The sequence below is a fragment of the Nitratireductor sp. J20-h4 genome, from assembly GCF_056780505.1.
Genome location: NZ_CM165557.1, coordinates 3,802,934 through 3,819,039 on the forward strand (window position 1 = coordinate 3,802,934; position 16,106 = coordinate 3,819,039).

14 protein-coding genes are annotated in these 16,106 nt (G+C 64.2%); all 14 read right to left on the reverse strand.

Annotated features, from left to right (window positions below; genetic code table 11):
- Positions 1-3: 3 nt before the first annotated feature.
- A complete protein-coding gene (locus ACT2B0_RS18270) occupies positions 4-1,404 on the reverse strand; it encodes an adenylate/guanylate cyclase domain-containing protein (protein WP_473459754.1) in 1,401 nt (466 codons plus the stop codon).
- Between the two features lie 186 nt (positions 1,405-1,590).
- Complete coding sequence (gene lpdA, locus ACT2B0_RS18275; RefSeq protein ID WP_473459755.1) at positions 1,591-2,997, reverse strand: dihydrolipoyl dehydrogenase; 1,407 nt, start codon at positions 2,995-2,997, stop codon at positions 1,591-1,593.
- 241 nt (positions 2,998-3,238) lie between these two features.
- On the reverse strand, positions 3,239-3,790 hold the full coding sequence (locus ACT2B0_RS18280) for a hypothetical protein (RefSeq protein WP_473459756.1): 552 nt from the start codon (positions 3,788-3,790) through the stop codon (positions 3,239-3,241).
- A 2-nt stretch (positions 3,791-3,792) separates the two neighbouring features.
- Entirely contained in the window at positions 3,793-4,221 is a 429-nt protein-coding gene (locus ACT2B0_RS18285) for a VOC family protein (protein ID WP_473459757.1), read from the reverse strand.
- A gap of 55 nt (positions 4,222-4,276) precedes the next feature.
- Positions 4,277-4,891: a LysE family translocator gene (locus tag ACT2B0_RS18290; RefSeq protein WP_473459758.1), complete on the reverse strand. Its 615-nt coding sequence runs from the start codon at positions 4,889-4,891 to the stop codon at positions 4,277-4,279.
- A 26-nt stretch (positions 4,892-4,917) separates the two neighbouring features.
- Positions 4,918-6,492, reverse strand: a complete 1,575-nt coding sequence (gene odhB / locus ACT2B0_RS18295) for a 2-oxoglutarate dehydrogenase complex dihydrolipoyllysine-residue succinyltransferase (protein WP_473459759.1) — start codon at positions 6,490-6,492, stop codon at positions 4,918-4,920.
- A 40-nt stretch (positions 6,493-6,532) separates the two neighbouring features.
- Entirely contained in the window at positions 6,533-9,520 is a 2,988-nt protein-coding gene (locus ACT2B0_RS18300) for a 2-oxoglutarate dehydrogenase E1 component (RefSeq protein ID WP_473459760.1), read from the reverse strand.
- Positions 9,521-9,640: 120 nt separating this feature from the next.
- Positions 9,641-10,546, reverse strand: coding sequence for a succinate--CoA ligase subunit alpha (sucD, locus tag ACT2B0_RS18305; protein ID WP_473459761.1), 906 nt, complete (start codon positions 10,544-10,546; stop codon positions 9,641-9,643).
- Between the two features lie 106 nt (positions 10,547-10,652).
- Positions 10,653-11,273, reverse strand: a complete 621-nt coding sequence (locus tag ACT2B0_RS18310) for a hypothetical protein (protein WP_473459762.1) — start codon at positions 11,271-11,273, stop codon at positions 10,653-10,655.
- Positions 11,274-11,277: 4 nt separating this feature from the next.
- On the reverse strand, positions 11,278-12,474 hold the full coding sequence (sucC, locus tag ACT2B0_RS18315) for an ADP-forming succinate--CoA ligase subunit beta (protein ID WP_473459763.1): 1,197 nt from the start codon (positions 12,472-12,474) through the stop codon (positions 11,278-11,280).
- Between the two features lie 14 nt (positions 12,475-12,488).
- Positions 12,489-13,454, reverse strand: a complete 966-nt coding sequence (mdh, locus tag ACT2B0_RS18320) for a malate dehydrogenase (protein WP_473459764.1) — start codon at positions 13,452-13,454, stop codon at positions 12,489-12,491.
- Positions 13,455-13,717: 263 nt separating this feature from the next.
- Positions 13,718-14,902, reverse strand: a complete 1,185-nt coding sequence (zapE, locus tag ACT2B0_RS18325; protein ID WP_473459765.1) for a cell division protein ZapE — start codon at positions 14,900-14,902, stop codon at positions 13,718-13,720.
- Positions 14,903-14,949: 47 nt separating this feature from the next.
- Positions 14,950-15,519 (reverse strand): protease inhibitor Inh/omp19 family protein, encoded by a 570-nt coding sequence (locus ACT2B0_RS18330; protein WP_473459766.1) that lies wholly within the window; start codon positions 15,517-15,519, stop codon positions 14,950-14,952.
- A gap of 100 nt (positions 15,520-15,619) precedes the next feature.
- On the reverse strand, positions 15,620-16,087 hold the full coding sequence (locus ACT2B0_RS18335; protein WP_473459767.1) for a VOC family protein: 468 nt from the start codon (positions 16,085-16,087) through the stop codon (positions 15,620-15,622).
- Positions 16,088-16,106: the final 19 nt, after the last annotated feature.

Below are 16,106 nucleotides of genomic sequence, written 5' to 3' on the forward strand. Positions count from 1 at the left end.
AACCTATCGCGATATGCGGATGCCGCCGGCCGCCAGGACAGGCACCATGTCGGGCTCGGGAAGCGACAACTCCATAACGTCGACCGCGCCGTCGATCCCCTCGACCGCCACCCGGCGCGACACCGCCGTCAGCGACCCGTCATAACCCTGCGCGATCGCCAGCCGCCAACTCGCCGCATCGACGATGCAGGCGCTTTTGAGGTGCTTGTTGAGCTTCTCGAGCTTCGCCGCGAGATTGACGGGCGCGCCGATCACCGTCATCTCCAGCCGCTCGTCGCGCCCGACCGTGCCCCAGCTGACCAGCCCGGAGGCAAGGCCGATGCCGATCTCCAGCGGGCCGTCGTGGCCGGAAAACGCGGGCTCCCGCGACCAGCCGCTGGCATCGCGCAGGATCGCCTCCGCCGCCCGCAGGCCGTCGGCGGCGAACGTCTCACTGGCCCGTCCGAGACCGAAAACGGCCAGAATGCCGTCCCCAATGAACTTGTCGATGAGGCCGCCCTGAGCATGGACAAGCGGCAGGACCCGGCCCTGATAGGCGCCGAGAATGCGCATGACGGTGTCCGGATCGCACCGGTCCGCAATTTTGGTGAAGCCGCGAATGTCGACGGTCAGCACCGTCACGTCCTGACGCTCGGCCTTGCCCGGCACCAGCCTTTCACTGGCGGAGCGGATCGTGCGGGCAACCGGCGCGTCGAAGAAACGCGCGAATTCGGCCGCTGCGATGCCCTCCGTCATCGAGGTGACCAGAAAGTTGCGCGACCCGTTCACCGCCAGCGCCAGCACGACCGTGACCAGGAAGATCGACAGAAGCTTGTCGAGCTCGGCGCCGATCAGGATCGAATTGGAGGTCAGATAGTCGACATAAGAGCGCGTCAGCATGCTGTCATGGGGATCGATGCGTGTCACATAGACCATGATCGCCGCCCAGCCGACCATCGCGGCGAAGCCTGAAAACAGCACGAATTTCGGGTTGAAGCGCAGCGCGCGGATGGCGATGAAAATGAACACGTAAAGCAGTGCCGGCGCCTTGAGGACGAAGGTCGCCGGCTGCTCGTACTGGATGTGGAAACTGACCATCAGCCCGTAGAGCAGGCCAAAATCAAAGAGAATGGAGACATAACTCGCCCAGTCAGGCGGCTCGCGAACAACGCACCACACGATGCCGATCAGCGACAGCGCGAGATAGGCGGCCAGCACATAGGGCGCGATCGCCATCGCGCCATCGGGATGCGTCTTCGGCGAGACGGCGTAGATCACGCAGAAAATTACGATCACGGCGAGCTGGATCGACCGCAGCAGGAGCTCGTTGGCCCAATCCCGCTCGCGGATCCGGTCTCGGATGCGCTGCGGAAGCACGGCAAGATCCGGCGCGGTAAGAAAGGTGCGGCGTGCGTCGCTCAGCAAGAACCGGACTCCCGGAAAAGCGTTCCTGATCGTCGGCGAGCTTACGGGCGTTTCGCCTCACCGGCGATCACATCGGCGCGGGCATCCGTGATCGGCGCACCGTGCACGCCCTCGCACGAAAAAGCCCGGTCGGGGTCCGGCCAGGCCTTGTCGCGCATGGTCTCGGAGGCCGAAGCCGCGTCAAACCTACATATGGATCGGCTTTGCGAAGGTGGCGAGCGCTGCTTCCTTGACCGATTCCGACATGGTCGGATGACCGTGACACGTGCGGGCCAGGTCTTCCGACGAACCGCCGAATTCCATCAGAACCGCGACTTCATGGATCAGTTCCCCGGCCCCGAACCCGACAATATGGGCGCCGAGTACGCGATCGGTCTTCTTGTCGGCGAGGATTTTGACGAATCCGTCGGTTTTCAGCATCGCGCGCGCGCGTCCATTGGCCGAGAACGGGAATTTTCCGGTCCGGTAGTCGACGCCGGCCTTTTTCAGCTCTTCCTCGGTCTTGCCGATCGAGGCAACCTCCGGGCTGGTATAAACGATGTTTGGAATGACGTCGTAGTTCACATCGCCGGCCTGGCCGGCGATGATTTCGGCAACTGCCACGCCTTCGTCCTCGGCCTTGTGCGCCAGCATCGGGCCGGCGATCACGTCGCCGATCGCGTAGATGCCCGGGATAGACGTGCGGAAATGACCATCCGTGCGCACCCGCCCGCGTTCATCGAGCACGATGCCGGCCTGTTCGCAGCCGAGACCTTCGATGAACGGCTTGCGCCCGGTCGCGACAAGCACGACATCGGCGTCAAGCGTTGCGGCGTCGCCGCCCTTGACCGGTTCGAAGGTGACGGTCACGCCCTTTTTGGCCTTTTTCACCCCGGTCACCTTCTGGCCGAGCTTGAACTCGAGGCCCTGCTTGCCGAGCAGGCGCTGGAACTGCTTGGCGACCTCGCCGTCCATGCCGCCGAGAATGGTGTCGAGAAACTCCACCACGGTGACTTTGGCGCCGAGGCGCGCCCATACCGAACCCAGTTCGAGCCCGATCACGCCGCCGCCGACCACCACCATCGAGGACGGCACCTTCTCCAGCGTCAGCGCCCCCGTCGACGACACGATCGTCTTTTCATCGAACTCCAGCTCGACACCGGGAATGCCGGCGACGTCGGAGCCGGTGGCGATCACGATGTTCTTCGCCTCGATCTCCCTGGTCGCGCCATCGGCGTCGGTCACCTCCAGCTTGCCTTCGCCGAGGATCCGGCCGGTGCCGCGCAGGCCGTCGATCTTGTTCTTCTTGAACAGGAAATCGAGACCCTTGGTGTTCTGGTCGACCGTCTGGGTCTTGTGCGCCATCATCGCCTTGAGATTGAGCTTCGGCTTGCCGACCTCCACGCCCAGCGCCTCCAGGCCGTGCCCGGCCTCCATGAAGGCCTCCGAGGCGTGCAGCAACGCCTTGGAGGGAATGCAACCGACATTGACGCACGTCCCGCCATAGGTCGGGCGCTTTTCCACCACCGCCGTCTTCAGTCCCAGTTGCGCGGCCTTGATGGCACAGACATATCCGCCCGGCCCGCCCCCGATCACGACAACGTCATATGTCATGCCTGCTTCCTTTCATTCGGTTCTTTCAGCGGCCGCCGCCCACTTTTTGGGATCGCGCCCGTGGTATAAGACGCCTCGTCGGACAAATGCCAGAGCACCACCGATGCTATTTCGTCCGGTCTGCCTTCCCGTTTCGTAGACGCGGACCCGCGCAGGCGCCCGAGCCCGGCGGGCGGCCATACATGGAGCCGCTTCCCGTGAGAACGCAACCCGCCGGTGTCCGGATACACGTTGCCGCCACTCATTCCTGGCACCCGCTGAGCGCAAAAACGTCCCAGGGAAGGACGCTGACGCCATCGGCGCCGAAGATGCGTGAATGGCGCACGGCTGCGCCGAAACCGGGCAAAAGCAGTTGCGCGGCCGCCGACGTTCCGCGTTCGGGCATCGTCGCGACAGCGCCATCGGCATCGATGCCGTAGATCGGCCCTTCCCAGATCGTACACGCCGCCAGTTCCTCGCCCGTGACGTCGCCGTCCGGACATTGGTGCATGGCCAGGCCGTAAGGGCGCGCGCCGGGGTCGGTTTGCATCACGATACCATCGAGCACGACGTCGTTCTGCGCGAATACCAGCTTGAATTCGATCGCGTGCAGGGCCGCGCCCGGCAGCGCGGGACGAAAATCGATCCCCGCCGACCCTTCCCGTTCGGAATAGACGGCCAGTTCCTGCGGACAGGCTGCGCGCGCCTCGGCGTACGGCAAGGCCAGCGCCGTGAGCACGGCGACAGCCGCGTGTACCCCGTACCCGTCTCGGCCACGCGCGGGAGCAGGCCGGATCTGCGCGGCGCCCTTCATCGTTACCCGCCTTGTTCCAACGGCGCGTTGAAGGACCACACATGCCCGAACGGGTCGCGGATCTTGCCGTAGCGGGCACCCCAGAACTGGTCGTCGACCGGCATGACGATCTCCGCGCCGGCCGCCATGGCGCGGGCAACGGCCGCGTCGACCTCGTCCGGCTTGGCAAGATTGATGTTGATGGTCATGCTTGCGCCGCCGCGCGAGAGCGGCCCCAGCACGTCGGTGGAGTACTCGGGAAACTCGTCCTGCAGCATCACTTCCGAACCAAACATCGACAGGTTGGCATGCAGCACGCGCTCTCCGTCTTCGGCCATCTGCTCGAACGTCTCGACGGCGCCGAACGCCGCTTCATAGAAAGCGATCGCCGCCTTGCCGTCCTTGACGCACAGATGAACCTGGATCGGTGGAATCTCCGGCTCGAAGCCCATATCGACTCAATCCTGTTTATTGGCTATCGCGCCGGGCCGCGCCGGCATTCGCGCCCTACCGCTCCGCGAGCGCAAGACGCAGGCCGAACCCGGCAAATGTCAGGGCGACCGTGCGCCGCATCCAGCGCAGCACCGCGTCACGCGTCAGCACCCTCGCACCGATCATCGCCGCGAAACTGCCATAGACGACGAACACCACGAAGGTCATCGCCATGAACGTTGCGCCCAGCCCCAGCATCAGGCCGACCGGCGAGGCCGCCGCCGGATCGATGAACTGCGGCAGAAAGGCCAGGAAAAACACCGACAGTTTCGGGTTGAGGATGTTAATCACAAAACCCGTGCGCACCGTCGACAACAGGTCCCGGTCCGCCCGGCGATTGCCGTCAAGCCGCATCGGGCCGTTCTCCTGCAGCGTACGCCAGGCGAGGTAGAGGAGATAGGCGGCGCCGGCATATTTGAGCACCTGGAACAGGACCGCGCTGGTATGCAGGATCGCAGCCAGGCCGAGCACCGAGGCGAGGATCGCGGGAACAATACCGAGCGTGCAGCCAACGGCAGCGGCGATACTGGCCCGCCGCCCGGCCGAAAGTCCGATCGCGATCGTATAGACCACGCCAGTGCCCGGCACGAGAATGACGATCAGCGCGGTGATCAGATACTCGATACTCATCGCGACGCCTCCCAGCGCTTGGGCGTTTAGAGGTCCAGCACCAGCCTTTCGGGATCCTCCAGGCTTTCCTTGACCCGCACCAGGAAGGTGACTGCCTCCTTGCCGTCGACGATACGATGATCATAGGACAGCGCAAGATACATCATCGGCCGGATCTTGATTTCGCCGCCCACCGCCATCGGCCGCTCCTGGATCTTGTGCATGCCCAGAATGCCCGATTGCGGCGCATTGAGGATCGGCGTCGACATCAGCGAACCATAGACGCCGCCATTGGAAATGGTGAAAGTGCCGCCCTGCATGTCGGCGAGCGCCAGCTTGCCGTCCCGGGCGGCGGCGCCCAGTCGGCCGATCTCCTTCTCGACCTCGGCGATTCCCATCCGGTCGGCATCGCGCACCACCGGCACCACCAGCCCCTTGTCGGTGCCGACCGCGACGCCGACATGGCAGAAGTTCTTGTAGATGATGTCGGTGCCGTCGATCTCGGCGTTCACGGCCGGAATTTCCTTCAGCGCGTGACAGACCGCCCTGGTGAAGAAGCCCATGAAGCCGAGCTTCACGCCGTGCTTCTTCTCGAACAGATCCTTGTAGCGCTTGCGCAGGTCCATCACCGCGCCCATGTCGACCTCGTTGAAGGTCGTCAGCATCGCAGCCGTATCCTGCGCATCCTTCAGCCGCCGCGCGATCGTCTGGCGTAGCCGCGTCATCTTCACGCGTTCCTCACGCGGTTCGTCGGCGCCCGTGGACGGCGCGCGTGCCACGTTCGGCGTCTCCGCCGGAGCGCTTGCGGCGCGGCGGGCCGGTTCGTCGCCGCCCTTTGCGGGCGCGCCGGCGTCCTTGCCGCGCTCGATCGCGGCCAAGACGTCGGATTTCAGGATCTGGCCATCCTTGCCGGACCCAGCAATATCGCCGGCGGCAAGCTTGTGTTCCTCCATCAGCTTCTGCGCGGCCGGAGCCGGCGGACGCGCAGACTCCGTGCCGCCACCGCTGTGGCGCACGTCGCGCGCTGCCGTCGACGCGGATTCGCCGCTCGCCGACGCGCCCGCCTCGATCCGCGCAAGCAGCGCCCCCACCTTAACTTCGTCGCCGGCCGTGACCGCGAGTTCGCGCAGCACCCCGTCGACCGGCGACATCACTTCCTGGGCCGCCTTGTCGGTTTCCAGTTCCAGGATCGGCTCGTCAACCTTCACCACATCGCCGACGGCCTTGTAGACCTCGCCGACCTGCGCCTCGGTCACGGATTCGCCGGCTGACGGCACGTTGACATCGATCAGCTTGCCGCTGCTGGTCGAGGCGGTCTTCTCGCCGCTCGCCTCCGCATTCGCACTCTTCCTATCGTCGTTCGCCTTCGGAGTGGCGGCGGCGCCGGCCTCGCCAAGCGTGCCCAAAAGCGCGCCCACCGCGACGGTCTCGCCTTCCTGGACGGCGATCTCCTCGAGCGTGCCAGCGGCCGGGGCCGGCACCTCCAGGGTCACCTTGTCGGTCTCCAGTTCGACGATCGGCTCGTCGGCGGCGACGGTTTCGCCCGCCTTCTTGAACCAACGGCCGACGGTGGCTTCGGTAACCGATTCACCGAGAGTGGGAACGCGAATTTCGCTTGCCATGATATGTACTTCCGTTGCCTTCAGTTGGACCCGGACGGGTTCATTCGCCGAGCGCGTCTTCGAGGAACGCCTCGAGCTGCGCGAGATGTTTGGACATCAGCCCGGTCGCCGGCGAGGCCGCGGCCGGACGGCCGGCATAACGCACGCGCTGATGTTTGGCGTCGATATGGGCAAGCACCCATTCAAGATAGGGGTCGATGAACGACCAGGCACCCATGTTCTTGGGTTCCTCCTGGCACCACACCATTTCCGCGTTGCGGAACCGTGACAGCTCGTTGATCAGCGCCTTGGCCGGGAACGGGTAGAGTTGCTCGACCCTGAGCAGGTAGACATCGTCGATGCCGCGGTTCTCCCGATCCTCGTAAAGGTCGTAATAGACCTTGCCCGAGCACAGCACGACACGCCGGATTTTGGAATCCTTGACCAGCTTGATCTTCTGATCCGGCAACATCTGAGCGTCATCCCACAACAGCCGGTGGAACGTGCTTTCGCCCGCCATTTCCGCCAGTGTCGATACCGCGCGCTTGTGGCGCAGGAGCGATTTCGGCGTCATCAGGATCAGCGGCTTGCGAAAATCGCGCTTCAACTGGCGTCGCAGGATGTGGAAATAGTTTGCCGGCGTTGTAACGTTGGCGACCTGCATATTGTCCTCGGCGCACAATTGCAGGAAACGCTCCAGCCGCGCGGACGAATGCTCGGGGCCTTGCCCCTCGTATCCGTGTGGCAGCAGGCACACCAGTCCCGACATGCGCAACCATTTGCGCTCGCCCGACGAGATGAACTGATCGAACACCACCTGGGCGCCGTTGACGAAGTCACCGAACTGGGCTTCCCACAACACCAAGGCGCGCGGATCGGCAAGAGAATAGCCGTATTCGAAGCCGAGCACGGCCTCTTCCGACAGCATCGAGTTGATGACCTCGTAATGGGCCTGCGCGGGACCGAGATTGTTGAGCGGGATGAAGCGCCGTTCGTCTTTCTGGTCGTAAAGCACGGAATGCCGCTGCGAAAACGTGCCGCGCTCCGAATCCTGCCCCGACAGCCGCACCGGCGTGCCGTCCTGAAGAATCGCGCCGAACGCCAGCGCCTCCGCCAGCGCCCAGTCGATGCCCTCGCCGGCATCGAGCGCCTTGCGGCGGTTTTCCAGGAAACGGTTGATCGTGCGGTGCGCCTCGAAATCCTTGGGCACCTCGGTCAGCTTCTTGCCGATCTCCTTGAGAGTCTTGAGCGGCACGGCGGTCTTGCCGCGGCGCTGTTCGTCCTGGTTGTCGGCCGTCCTCAGGCCCGACCAGGCGCCGTCGAGCCAGTCCGCCTTGTTGGGCTTGTAGGTCTGACCAGCCTCGAATTCCTCTTCCAGACGGGTGCGCCAGTCTGCCTTGAGCTTCTCGAACTCGCCTTCGGTGATAAGGCCTTCCGCAATCAGCTTCTGGCCGTAAATCTGGACGGTCGTGGGATGCGTCCGGATCTTCTTGTACATCATCGGCTGGGTAAACGCCGGCTCGTCGCCCTCGTTATGGCCGAAGCGCCGGTAGCAGAACATGTCGATGACCACCGGCTTGTGGAACTTCATCCGGAATTCGGTCGCCACCTTGGCCGCGTAGACCACGGCCTCGGGATCGTCGCCATTGACGTGGAAGATCGGCGCCTCGATCATCTTGGCGACGTCGGACGGATAGGGAGAGGAGCGCGAGAAGCGCGGATTCGTCGTAAAGCCGATCTGGTTGTTGATGATGAAGTGAAGCGTGCCGGCGACGCGGTGCCCGCGCAGGCCGGACAGGCCCAGACATTCCGCAACCACGCCCTGCCCGGCGAAGGCCGCATCGCCGTGCAGGAGCAACGGCAGCACTTTCACGCGTTCGGGCAGCGGCACGATCTCCTCGCGCTTGCGCCCGAATATCTGGTCCTGCTTCGCGCGCGCCTTGCCCATCACCACCGGATTGACGATTTCCAGATGGGACGGATTGGCGGTCAGCGACAGATGCACGGTGTTGCCGTCGAATTCGCGGTCCGACGAGGCACCGAGATGGTATTTGACGTCGCCCGACCCTTCGACGTCGTCGGGCGCAAAGGAGCCGCCCTTGAACTCGTGGAAGATCGCCCGGTGCGGCTTGCCCATCACCTGCGACAGCACGTTGAGCCGGCCGCGATGCGCCATGCCCAGCACGACTTCCTTCATCCCGAGCGCGCCGCCGCGCTTGAGGATCTGTTCCAGCGCCGGTATCAAAGCCTCGGCGCCGTCGAGACCGAAACGCTTGGTGCCCTTGTACTTGACGTCGATGAACTGCTCGAAGCCTTCCGACTCGATAAGCTTCTGCAAGATGGCGAGCTTGCCGTTGGTGGTAAACGCGATGCCCTTGTCGGGACCTTCGATCCGCTCCTGGATCCACGCCTTCTCCTCCGGATTGGAGATGTGCATGAATTCCACGCCGAGCGTCGAGCAATAGGTGCGCCTGAGGATATCGAGCATTTCGCGGATGGTCGCGAATTCCAGCCCCAGCACATGATCGATGAAGATCGGCTTGTCGTAATCGGCCTCGGTAAAGCCATAGGCCTCCGGCGACAGCTCGTTATAGTCCTCGAGCGGGTTTGCAAGGCCGAGCGGATCGAGATTGGCATGGAGATGGCCGCGCATGCGATAGGCGCGGATCATCATGATCGCGCGCACCGAATTGCGCGTCGAACGCAGCATTTCCTCGTCGCTGAGCGCGACGCCGCCCTTGGCGGCCTTGTCCTTGATCTTGCCGGAGATACGCGTTTCGACCTGCGCCCAATCGCCGTCGAAGGCCGAGACCAGTTCGCCATTGGCCGTAATCGGCCAGTTGGCACGCTCCCACGAGGGTCCCTGCGCATTCTTGCGCACGTCGTCGGCATCGTCCTTGAGCTGGGCGAAATAATCGCGCCAGTCCGCATCGACGGACGCCGGGTCGTCCTGATAGGCGGCGTAGAGCTCCTCGATATAGTGGGCGTTGCCGCCATAGAGGAATGAGGTGATCGAGAACCGGTTGTTGGCCTGATCCTGCCGTGACATTACCCTGTCGGAGCCTTTGCGCCCCGTCCCTAGTTTAAGTCCGCCCGCCGCTACGCGGCCGGGCATTGTTGTTGTTCGTCCGCCCCATGCGTCGCCATCGTGGCCAACACATGGCGGCGATCAGCCTTTGATCGCCTCGACCAGCGTCTGTCCCAGCCGCGCCGGCGACGGCGACACCTTGATCCCGGCCGCCTCCATCGCGGTGATCTTGTCTTCCGCGCCGCCCTTGCCGCCGGAGATCACCGCGCCGGCATGGCCCATGGTGCGTCCGGGAGGCGCCGTGCGCCCGGCGATGAAGCCGGCCATCGGCTTGCTACGGCCCTTCCTGGCCTCGTCTCTGAGGAACTGCGCGGCGTCCTCTTCGGCCGAGCCGCCGATCTCGCCGATCATGATGATGGATTCGGTTTCCGGATCGGCCAGGAACATCTCCAGGACGTCGATGAACTCGGTGCCCTTGACCGGATCGCCGCCAATGCCGACCGCCGTCGTCTGGCCAAGCCCGGCATTGGTGGTCTGGAACACCGCCTCGTAGGTGAGCGTGCCCGAGCGCGAGACGACGCCGACCGAACCCTTCTTGAAGATATTGCCCGGCATGATGCCGATCTTGCATTCGTTCGGCGTCAACACGCCCGGGCAGTTCGGGCCGATCAGACGCGAATTCGACCGGTCGAGCCTGGCCTTGACCTTGACCATGTCCATGACCGGAATGCCTTCGGTGATGCACACGATCAGCGGGATCTCTGCCTCGATCGCCTCGATGATGGCGGCCGCCGCGCCCGCCGGCGGCACATAGACCACCGAGGCGTTGGCGCCGGTCTTCTCCTTGCCCTCGGCGACCGTCGCGAAGATCGGCAATTGCGCGCCGCTTTCGACCGAACCCCAGGTCTCGCCGCCCTTCTTCGGGTGGACGCCGCCGACCATCTTGGTGCCGTGATAGGCCAGCGCCTGCTCGGTGTGGAAGGTGCCGGTCTTGCCGGTCAGACCCTGGACGAGAACTTTGGTGTTTTTGTTGACGAGAATGGACATGCGAACGGTAACTCCAGAGCCTGTCAGGATTCGAATGGGAAAGCCGCGCCGGCGCGTGCGGCCGGCAGGGTAATGGGGGCGGAAACGCAGGCAGCGTTGAAACGGATCACTTCCCGTCCTCCCGCGGCTGCGAGGTCGAGAATTTCAGCATTTGGCCGTCGAAGCCGGCCTGCTCGGCATAGGGGCTGCCGGGCGGAATGAAGGTCAGATAGGTGTCGAGGGTGCGCGGCATCGACGGCGGCGGTCCCCACAGATGGGAAACCACGGTCTCGTCGCTGTGCGACTGCGCCGGCTTGCTGCCCAGAATATCGGACACCGCCGCGGCCGCGACGGGCTCCGTCGCCTCGAAATCATAGAGATAGCAGCCGATCGCATCGAGAGGCTCCGACACTGTCAGCGACACGACGAGATGCAGCACGCGACCTTCCACGTCCCGCGCGAAAGTCTGCGCGCGAAACGACATGCCGGGCATGTCGGTTTTGGCCTCCTCAAGCGCGGCCGCCGACTTCGCCATCAGCGCGCCGAACTCGCTCTGGCCGGCGGGCGTGAAAACCTCCCAGCCCGCCTCCCTGGCCTGAGCGAGCGTGCCCTCGTAGCTCAGGCGCTGCGGCACGCAGCTTTCTTGGAAGGTTGTCGCAAAACGCGTCGACCAGTCCTCGACCGCCTGAACGCCTGACGGCGCCGACAGCGCCGCCACGAGCACGACAATGGATGCGGCGCGTCGCACGCGACTAACCCTCTTTCACCGCCTCGACGATCTTGCGGGCGGCATCATCGAGATCGTCGGCCGCAATCACGTTGAGGCCGCTCTCATTGATGATTTTCTTGCCAAGTTCGACATTGGTGCCTTCCAGCCGCACGACCAGCGGAACCTTCAGACCCACTTCCTTGACCGCGGCGACCACGCCTTCCGCGATCACGTCGCAGCGCATGATGCCGCCGAAAATATTCACCAGGATGCCCTTCACGGCCGGATCGGCGGTGATGATCTTGAAGGCGGCCGTAACCTTTTCCTTCGAGGCGCCGCCGCCGACGTCGAGGAAGTTTGCCGGTTCGGCGCCGTAGAGCTTAATAATGTCCATCGTCGCCATGGCAAGGCCCGCGCCGTTGACCATGCAGCCAATATTGCCGTCGAGGGCGACATAGGCGAGATCGTGCTTGGACGCCTCGATTTCCTTCTCGTCCTCCTCCGTCTCGTCGCGCAGCTCGACCATGTCGGGATGGCGGTAGAGCGCGTTGTTGTCGAACGACACCTTGGCGTCGAGCACCCGCAGTCTTCCGTTGGTCATGACGATCAGCGGATTGACCTCGAGCAGGCTCATGTCCTTCTCGACAAAGGCCTTGTAGAGGATCGGAAACAGCGTCTCGCCGTCCGTCGCCGCTTCGCCCGAAAGCTCCAGCGCCGCATTCAGCCTGGCGATGTCGGCCGCCGTCACGCCGGCCTCGGGATCGATCGCCACGGTGATGATCTTGTCGGGCGTTTCCTCGGCCACGGCTTCGATGTCCATGCCGCCCTCGGTTGAAACCACGAAGGCGACCCGGCCGACGGTGCGGTCGACCAGGATCGACAGATAGAGTTCGCGGTCGATGTCGGCGCCGTCCTCGATATAGAGCCGGTTGACCTGCTTGCCGCCCGGTCCGGTCTGCTTGGTGACCAGCGTGTTGCCGAGCATCTCGCCGACATTGGCAACCACGTCCTCGACCGATTTCGCCAGCCGGACCCCGCCTTTGGCGTCGGCGCCGAGTTCCTTGAACTTGCCCTTGCCGCGCCCGCCGGCATGGATCTGGCTCTTGACCACATAGAGCGGACCGGGCAGCGATTTCGCCGCCTTTTCCGCCTCATCGGCCGACAGGATCGCCACGCCCTCGGCGACCGGCGCGCCAAAGCCTTTCAGGACCTGTTTGGCCTGATATTCATGAATGTTCATTGGGCCGCGCTCGCTTATTTCTTCAGGTTCGGGGCGATATTCATGCACGCTTCGCACAGACCGGTGACGGCGGCCACCGACTTGTCGAACATCTTCTGCTCGGCCTTGTTCAAGCTGATCTCGATGACGCGCTCGATGCCGCCGGAGCCGATCACCGTCGGCACGCCGACATAGAGATCCTTGACCCCGTACTGGCCCGACAGATGCGCCGCGCAGGGCAGGACGCGCTTCTTGTCCTTGAGATAGCTCTCCGCCATCGCCACCGCCGAGGCCGCCGGCGCGTAATAGGCCGAGCCGGACTTCAACAGCCCGACAATCTCCGCGCCGCCGTCCCGCGTGCGCTGGACGATCTCGTCGAGCTTTTCCTTGGACGTCCAGCCCATCTTGACGAGGTCGGGCAGCGGAATGCCGGCCACGGTCGAATAGCGCGTCAGCGGCACCATCGTGTCGCCATGACCTCCGAGCACGAAGGCGGTGACGTCCTCGATCGAGACCTTGAATTCCTCGGCGAGGAAATAGCGGAACCGCGAGGAATCGAGCACGCCGGCCATGCCGACCACGTGGGTCTTCGGCAGGCCGGAGAATTTCTGCAGCGCCCACACCATGGCGTCGAGCGGGTTGGTGATGCAGATGACGAACGCCTTGGGCGCGTATTTCTTGATGCCGGCGCCGACCTGTTCCATCACCTTCAGATTGATGCCGAGAAGATCATCGCGGCTCATGCCCGGCTTGCGCGGCACGCCCGCGGTGACGATGCAAACGTCGGCGTCCTTGATCGCCGAATAGTCGTTGGCGCCCGCAAAATGGGCGTCGAAGCCCTCGACCGGCGCGGACTGTGCGATATCGAGGCCCTTGCCCTGGGGGATGCCTTCGGCGATGTCGAACAGGACGACGTCGCCGAGTTCCTTCAGGCCGATCAGATGGGCGAGCGTTCCGCCGATCATGCCGGAACCGATAAGCGCGATCTTTCTACGTGCCATTCGAGAGCTATCCCCGCAATGTGTGGGCTAACATGGCCCAGTCAGGTTGAGATTGAAAGGCATCGGCTGGTGTTCAATGCCTTTCGTCGAGGCGAAATTCGCGCGTGGCCTTAGACTCGCACGAAAAAAAAGACAACCGATTCCTCGGGTATAAATAATTTCAATCGTTTAGAAACGACAGGGATTACGTAAACGTCAAAAATTTACGACACCTCGCCGTCCGCACGATGCCGTGAAGTGCCGAACGGGCTGGCCGGCGCTGCTCACGCCTGACCGGCCGTGTCGACCGCTTCGGCTGCTTCCTCGCCGGGCCAATCGCGGCTTTGCATTTCGATCAGCCGCGAGGCCGTGCGATCGAATTCGAAGGATTCCGTCGTCCCGGTTCGGCCGCGATAAAGTCCTTGCGGCTGGGCAGCGGCGCTGGCGACGAGGCGCAGACGCTTGTCGTAGAGCGTGTCGATCAACAGGATGAACCGTTTGGCCTCGTTCCGGCCGCGGTCGTCGAAAACCGGAATGCCCTCGACGAACAGCGTCTTGAAGCGGGCCGCGATCGCCAGATAGTCCCGCGCGCCCAGCGGACTGGCGCACAATTCCTCGAAAGTGAAGCGGGCGGCGTCGCGCACGCAGCGCGCGACGCGGATGGTGCGGCCCTTGACCTTGATCGTCTCGGCCGCCTCGTCTGCGCCGTCGGCATAATTCGCCCACGCGGTCTCGAAAGCCGCCCGGCTGTCGGCGTCGAGCGGCGTCAGATAGACCGGCACACGGTTCAGCTTTTCCAGCCGATAGTCGATCTCGCTGTCGAGGTTCATGACGTCGGCATGGCGTTCGAGGATCGCGATGAAGGGTTCAAACAGCGGCCGGTTCAGCCCGTCGCGGTAAAGGTCTTGCGGGGCTACGTTCGACGTCGCCACGAGCACGACCCCCTCGTCGAACAGCGCCGAAAACAGTCGCGACAGGATCATCGCATCGGCGATGTCGGTGACGGCGAATTCGTCGAAGCACAACACCCAGGCTTCGTTGGCCAGCGCCCGCGCCACCGGCGGGATCGGGTCGTCGCTCTTGGCCTCGCCCGACTTGACGGCGGCGCGGTGTCGACCAATCCGGTCGTGCACATCGGCCATGAAGTCGTTGAAATGGACCCGCCTCTTGCGGTTAACCGGCGCCAGGTCGTAAAACAGGTCCATCAGCATGGTCTTGCCGCGCCCGACCGCGCCGTGGACGTACAATCCCTTGACCGGCGCCTTCGTCTCGCGCCGGCGCGCGAACAGCCAGCCGAGCGCACTCGATTTGGATGCGAGTCGCTTGGTCGCCAGGTCCTCGATCAGCCGGTCGAACCGGTCGGCGATTTTTTCCTGCGCGCCATCCCGCTTCACCGCGCCGCGCTCGACCCGATCGTCATAGGCCTGGCGCACCGAGGCAAAGGGTTTGAGTCCGTCGCGCAAAGACATGGGCCGGCCTCGATATCGCGATCAGCCTGGAAAGCGGAGAGCCGCGTTCACCGCGACAGCGAGATCGGCTGGCCGGACGTCATCTGGCCGTCGAAGCGCTCGGCGCCGGACGAGTAGAGCCGGGCGAGAACTGCGCCGCTCGCGTCATAGAGCGAGAGCTGCTTGCCCGCGACGTTCCAGGATTTCACGCCGTCGAGCGGCGCCGGACAACGCAGCGGCCCGGCCCGAAATCCCTGGCCGAACTTGGTCTGCGGCGTGGCGACCCGGCAGGACTGGCCAGAAACGGACGCGTTCCAGACGCCGGCGACGCTACCGACGGTCAAATCGGTCGCCGTCGCGGGCGCCCCAGGCAATTCGGCCGGCGCGTTCGGATCGAGCGCGGCAACGTCCGTCTCACCGGTTTCCGTGGCGGTCGAAGGCGGCTTGGGGAAGCTCGACGGATCGGTCGGGCCGGTGGGTGCGGGCGGCGGCAACTGCCCGGCCGTGACCGTGCCGGCTGGCGCCGGGTTGAGCGGCTCCGGACGGCCGCCAAGCGACCCGAGCCGGGAACTCTGGCATCCGGCGAGCGCGACCGCGAACAGCGTCAGCACCAGCGGGCCGGAAATCGAAAAACGCATCATAGTCCTCCGTGGGAACTCACGACGGGGCACGCCCCGCAGTCGCGAGTTGAATCGCGACAATCATGGCAATGTTGGGGTTAATTGCACGATGGCATGGTTAAATTTGGGTTTCCGCCGTCGAATCTTCTCGCGATATAGCGCGGCTGGGAACGAATATATAGCCCGAAGGCCCGACGATGTGGCATTCGCGCAGCCCGTGCGGTTTGTCGAGCGCGCCTGACAGGACGGTCGAACCCGCGCTGCGGGCGCGCTTTTCGATGCGATCGGGATCAACGCCGTAGATCCGGATTTCCATGCCAGTGCCGCGCAACCCGGCATCGGCGACGACCCCGGCCATCTCGTGATCGGCGTAGGTGTGATCGGCATGCAGCATCAAAACCGACCCTGCGATTTCGATGACCGCGAAATCCTCGTCTGCATAGACCGTGTTGGCGCCGATCACCTCGCGGCAGAACCGCTCCATCGGTCCGATCTCGGGCACCAGAAGGTTGAGGCCGATGCCGCGCGGCAACGATCGGCCGAAATCGTCCGCCGGCATCCACGGATCCTTGCTACGCTTTTTCAAGCCTGCCTCCGCTCGCTAC

Excerpts from the sequence above, each read along its gene's own strand:
- lpdA (WP_473459755.1), bottom strand. The coding sequence starts at position 2,997 with ATGACATATGACGTTGTCGTGATCGGGGGCGGGCCGGGCGGATATGTC.
- ACT2B0_RS18280 (WP_473459756.1), bottom strand. The coding sequence starts at position 3,790 with ATGAAGGGCGCCGCGCAGATCCGGCCTGCTCCCGCGCGTGGCCGAGAC.
- ACT2B0_RS18285 (WP_473459757.1), bottom strand. The coding sequence starts at position 4,221 with ATGGGCTTCGAGCCGGAGATTCCACCGATCCAGGTTCATCTGTGCGTC.
- ACT2B0_RS18290 (WP_473459758.1), bottom strand. The coding sequence starts at position 4,891 with ATGAGTATCGAGTATCTGATCACCGCGCTGATCGTCATTCTCGTGCCG.
- odhB (WP_473459759.1), bottom strand. The coding sequence starts at position 6,492 with ATGGCAAGCGAAATTCGCGTTCCCACTCTCGGTGAATCGGTTACCGAA.
- ACT2B0_RS18300 (WP_473459760.1), bottom strand. The coding sequence starts at position 9,520 with ATGTCACGGCAGGATCAGGCCAACAACCGGTTCTCGATCACCTCATTC.
- sucD (WP_473459761.1), bottom strand. The coding sequence starts at position 10,546 with ATGTCCATTCTCGTCAACAAAAACACCAAAGTTCTCGTCCAGGGTCTG.
- sucC (WP_473459763.1), bottom strand. The coding sequence starts at position 12,474 with ATGAACATTCATGAATATCAGGCCAAACAGGTCCTGAAAGGCTTTGGC.
- mdh (WP_473459764.1), bottom strand. The coding sequence starts at position 13,454 with ATGGCACGTAGAAAGATCGCGCTTATCGGTTCCGGCATGATCGGCGGA.
- zapE (WP_473459765.1), bottom strand. The coding sequence starts at position 14,902 with ATGTCTTTGCGCGACGGACTCAAACCCTTTGCCTCGGTGCGCCAGGCC.
- ACT2B0_RS18330 (WP_473459766.1), bottom strand. The coding sequence starts at position 15,519 with ATGCGTTTTTCGATTTCCGGCCCGCTGGTGCTGACGCTGTTCGCGGTC.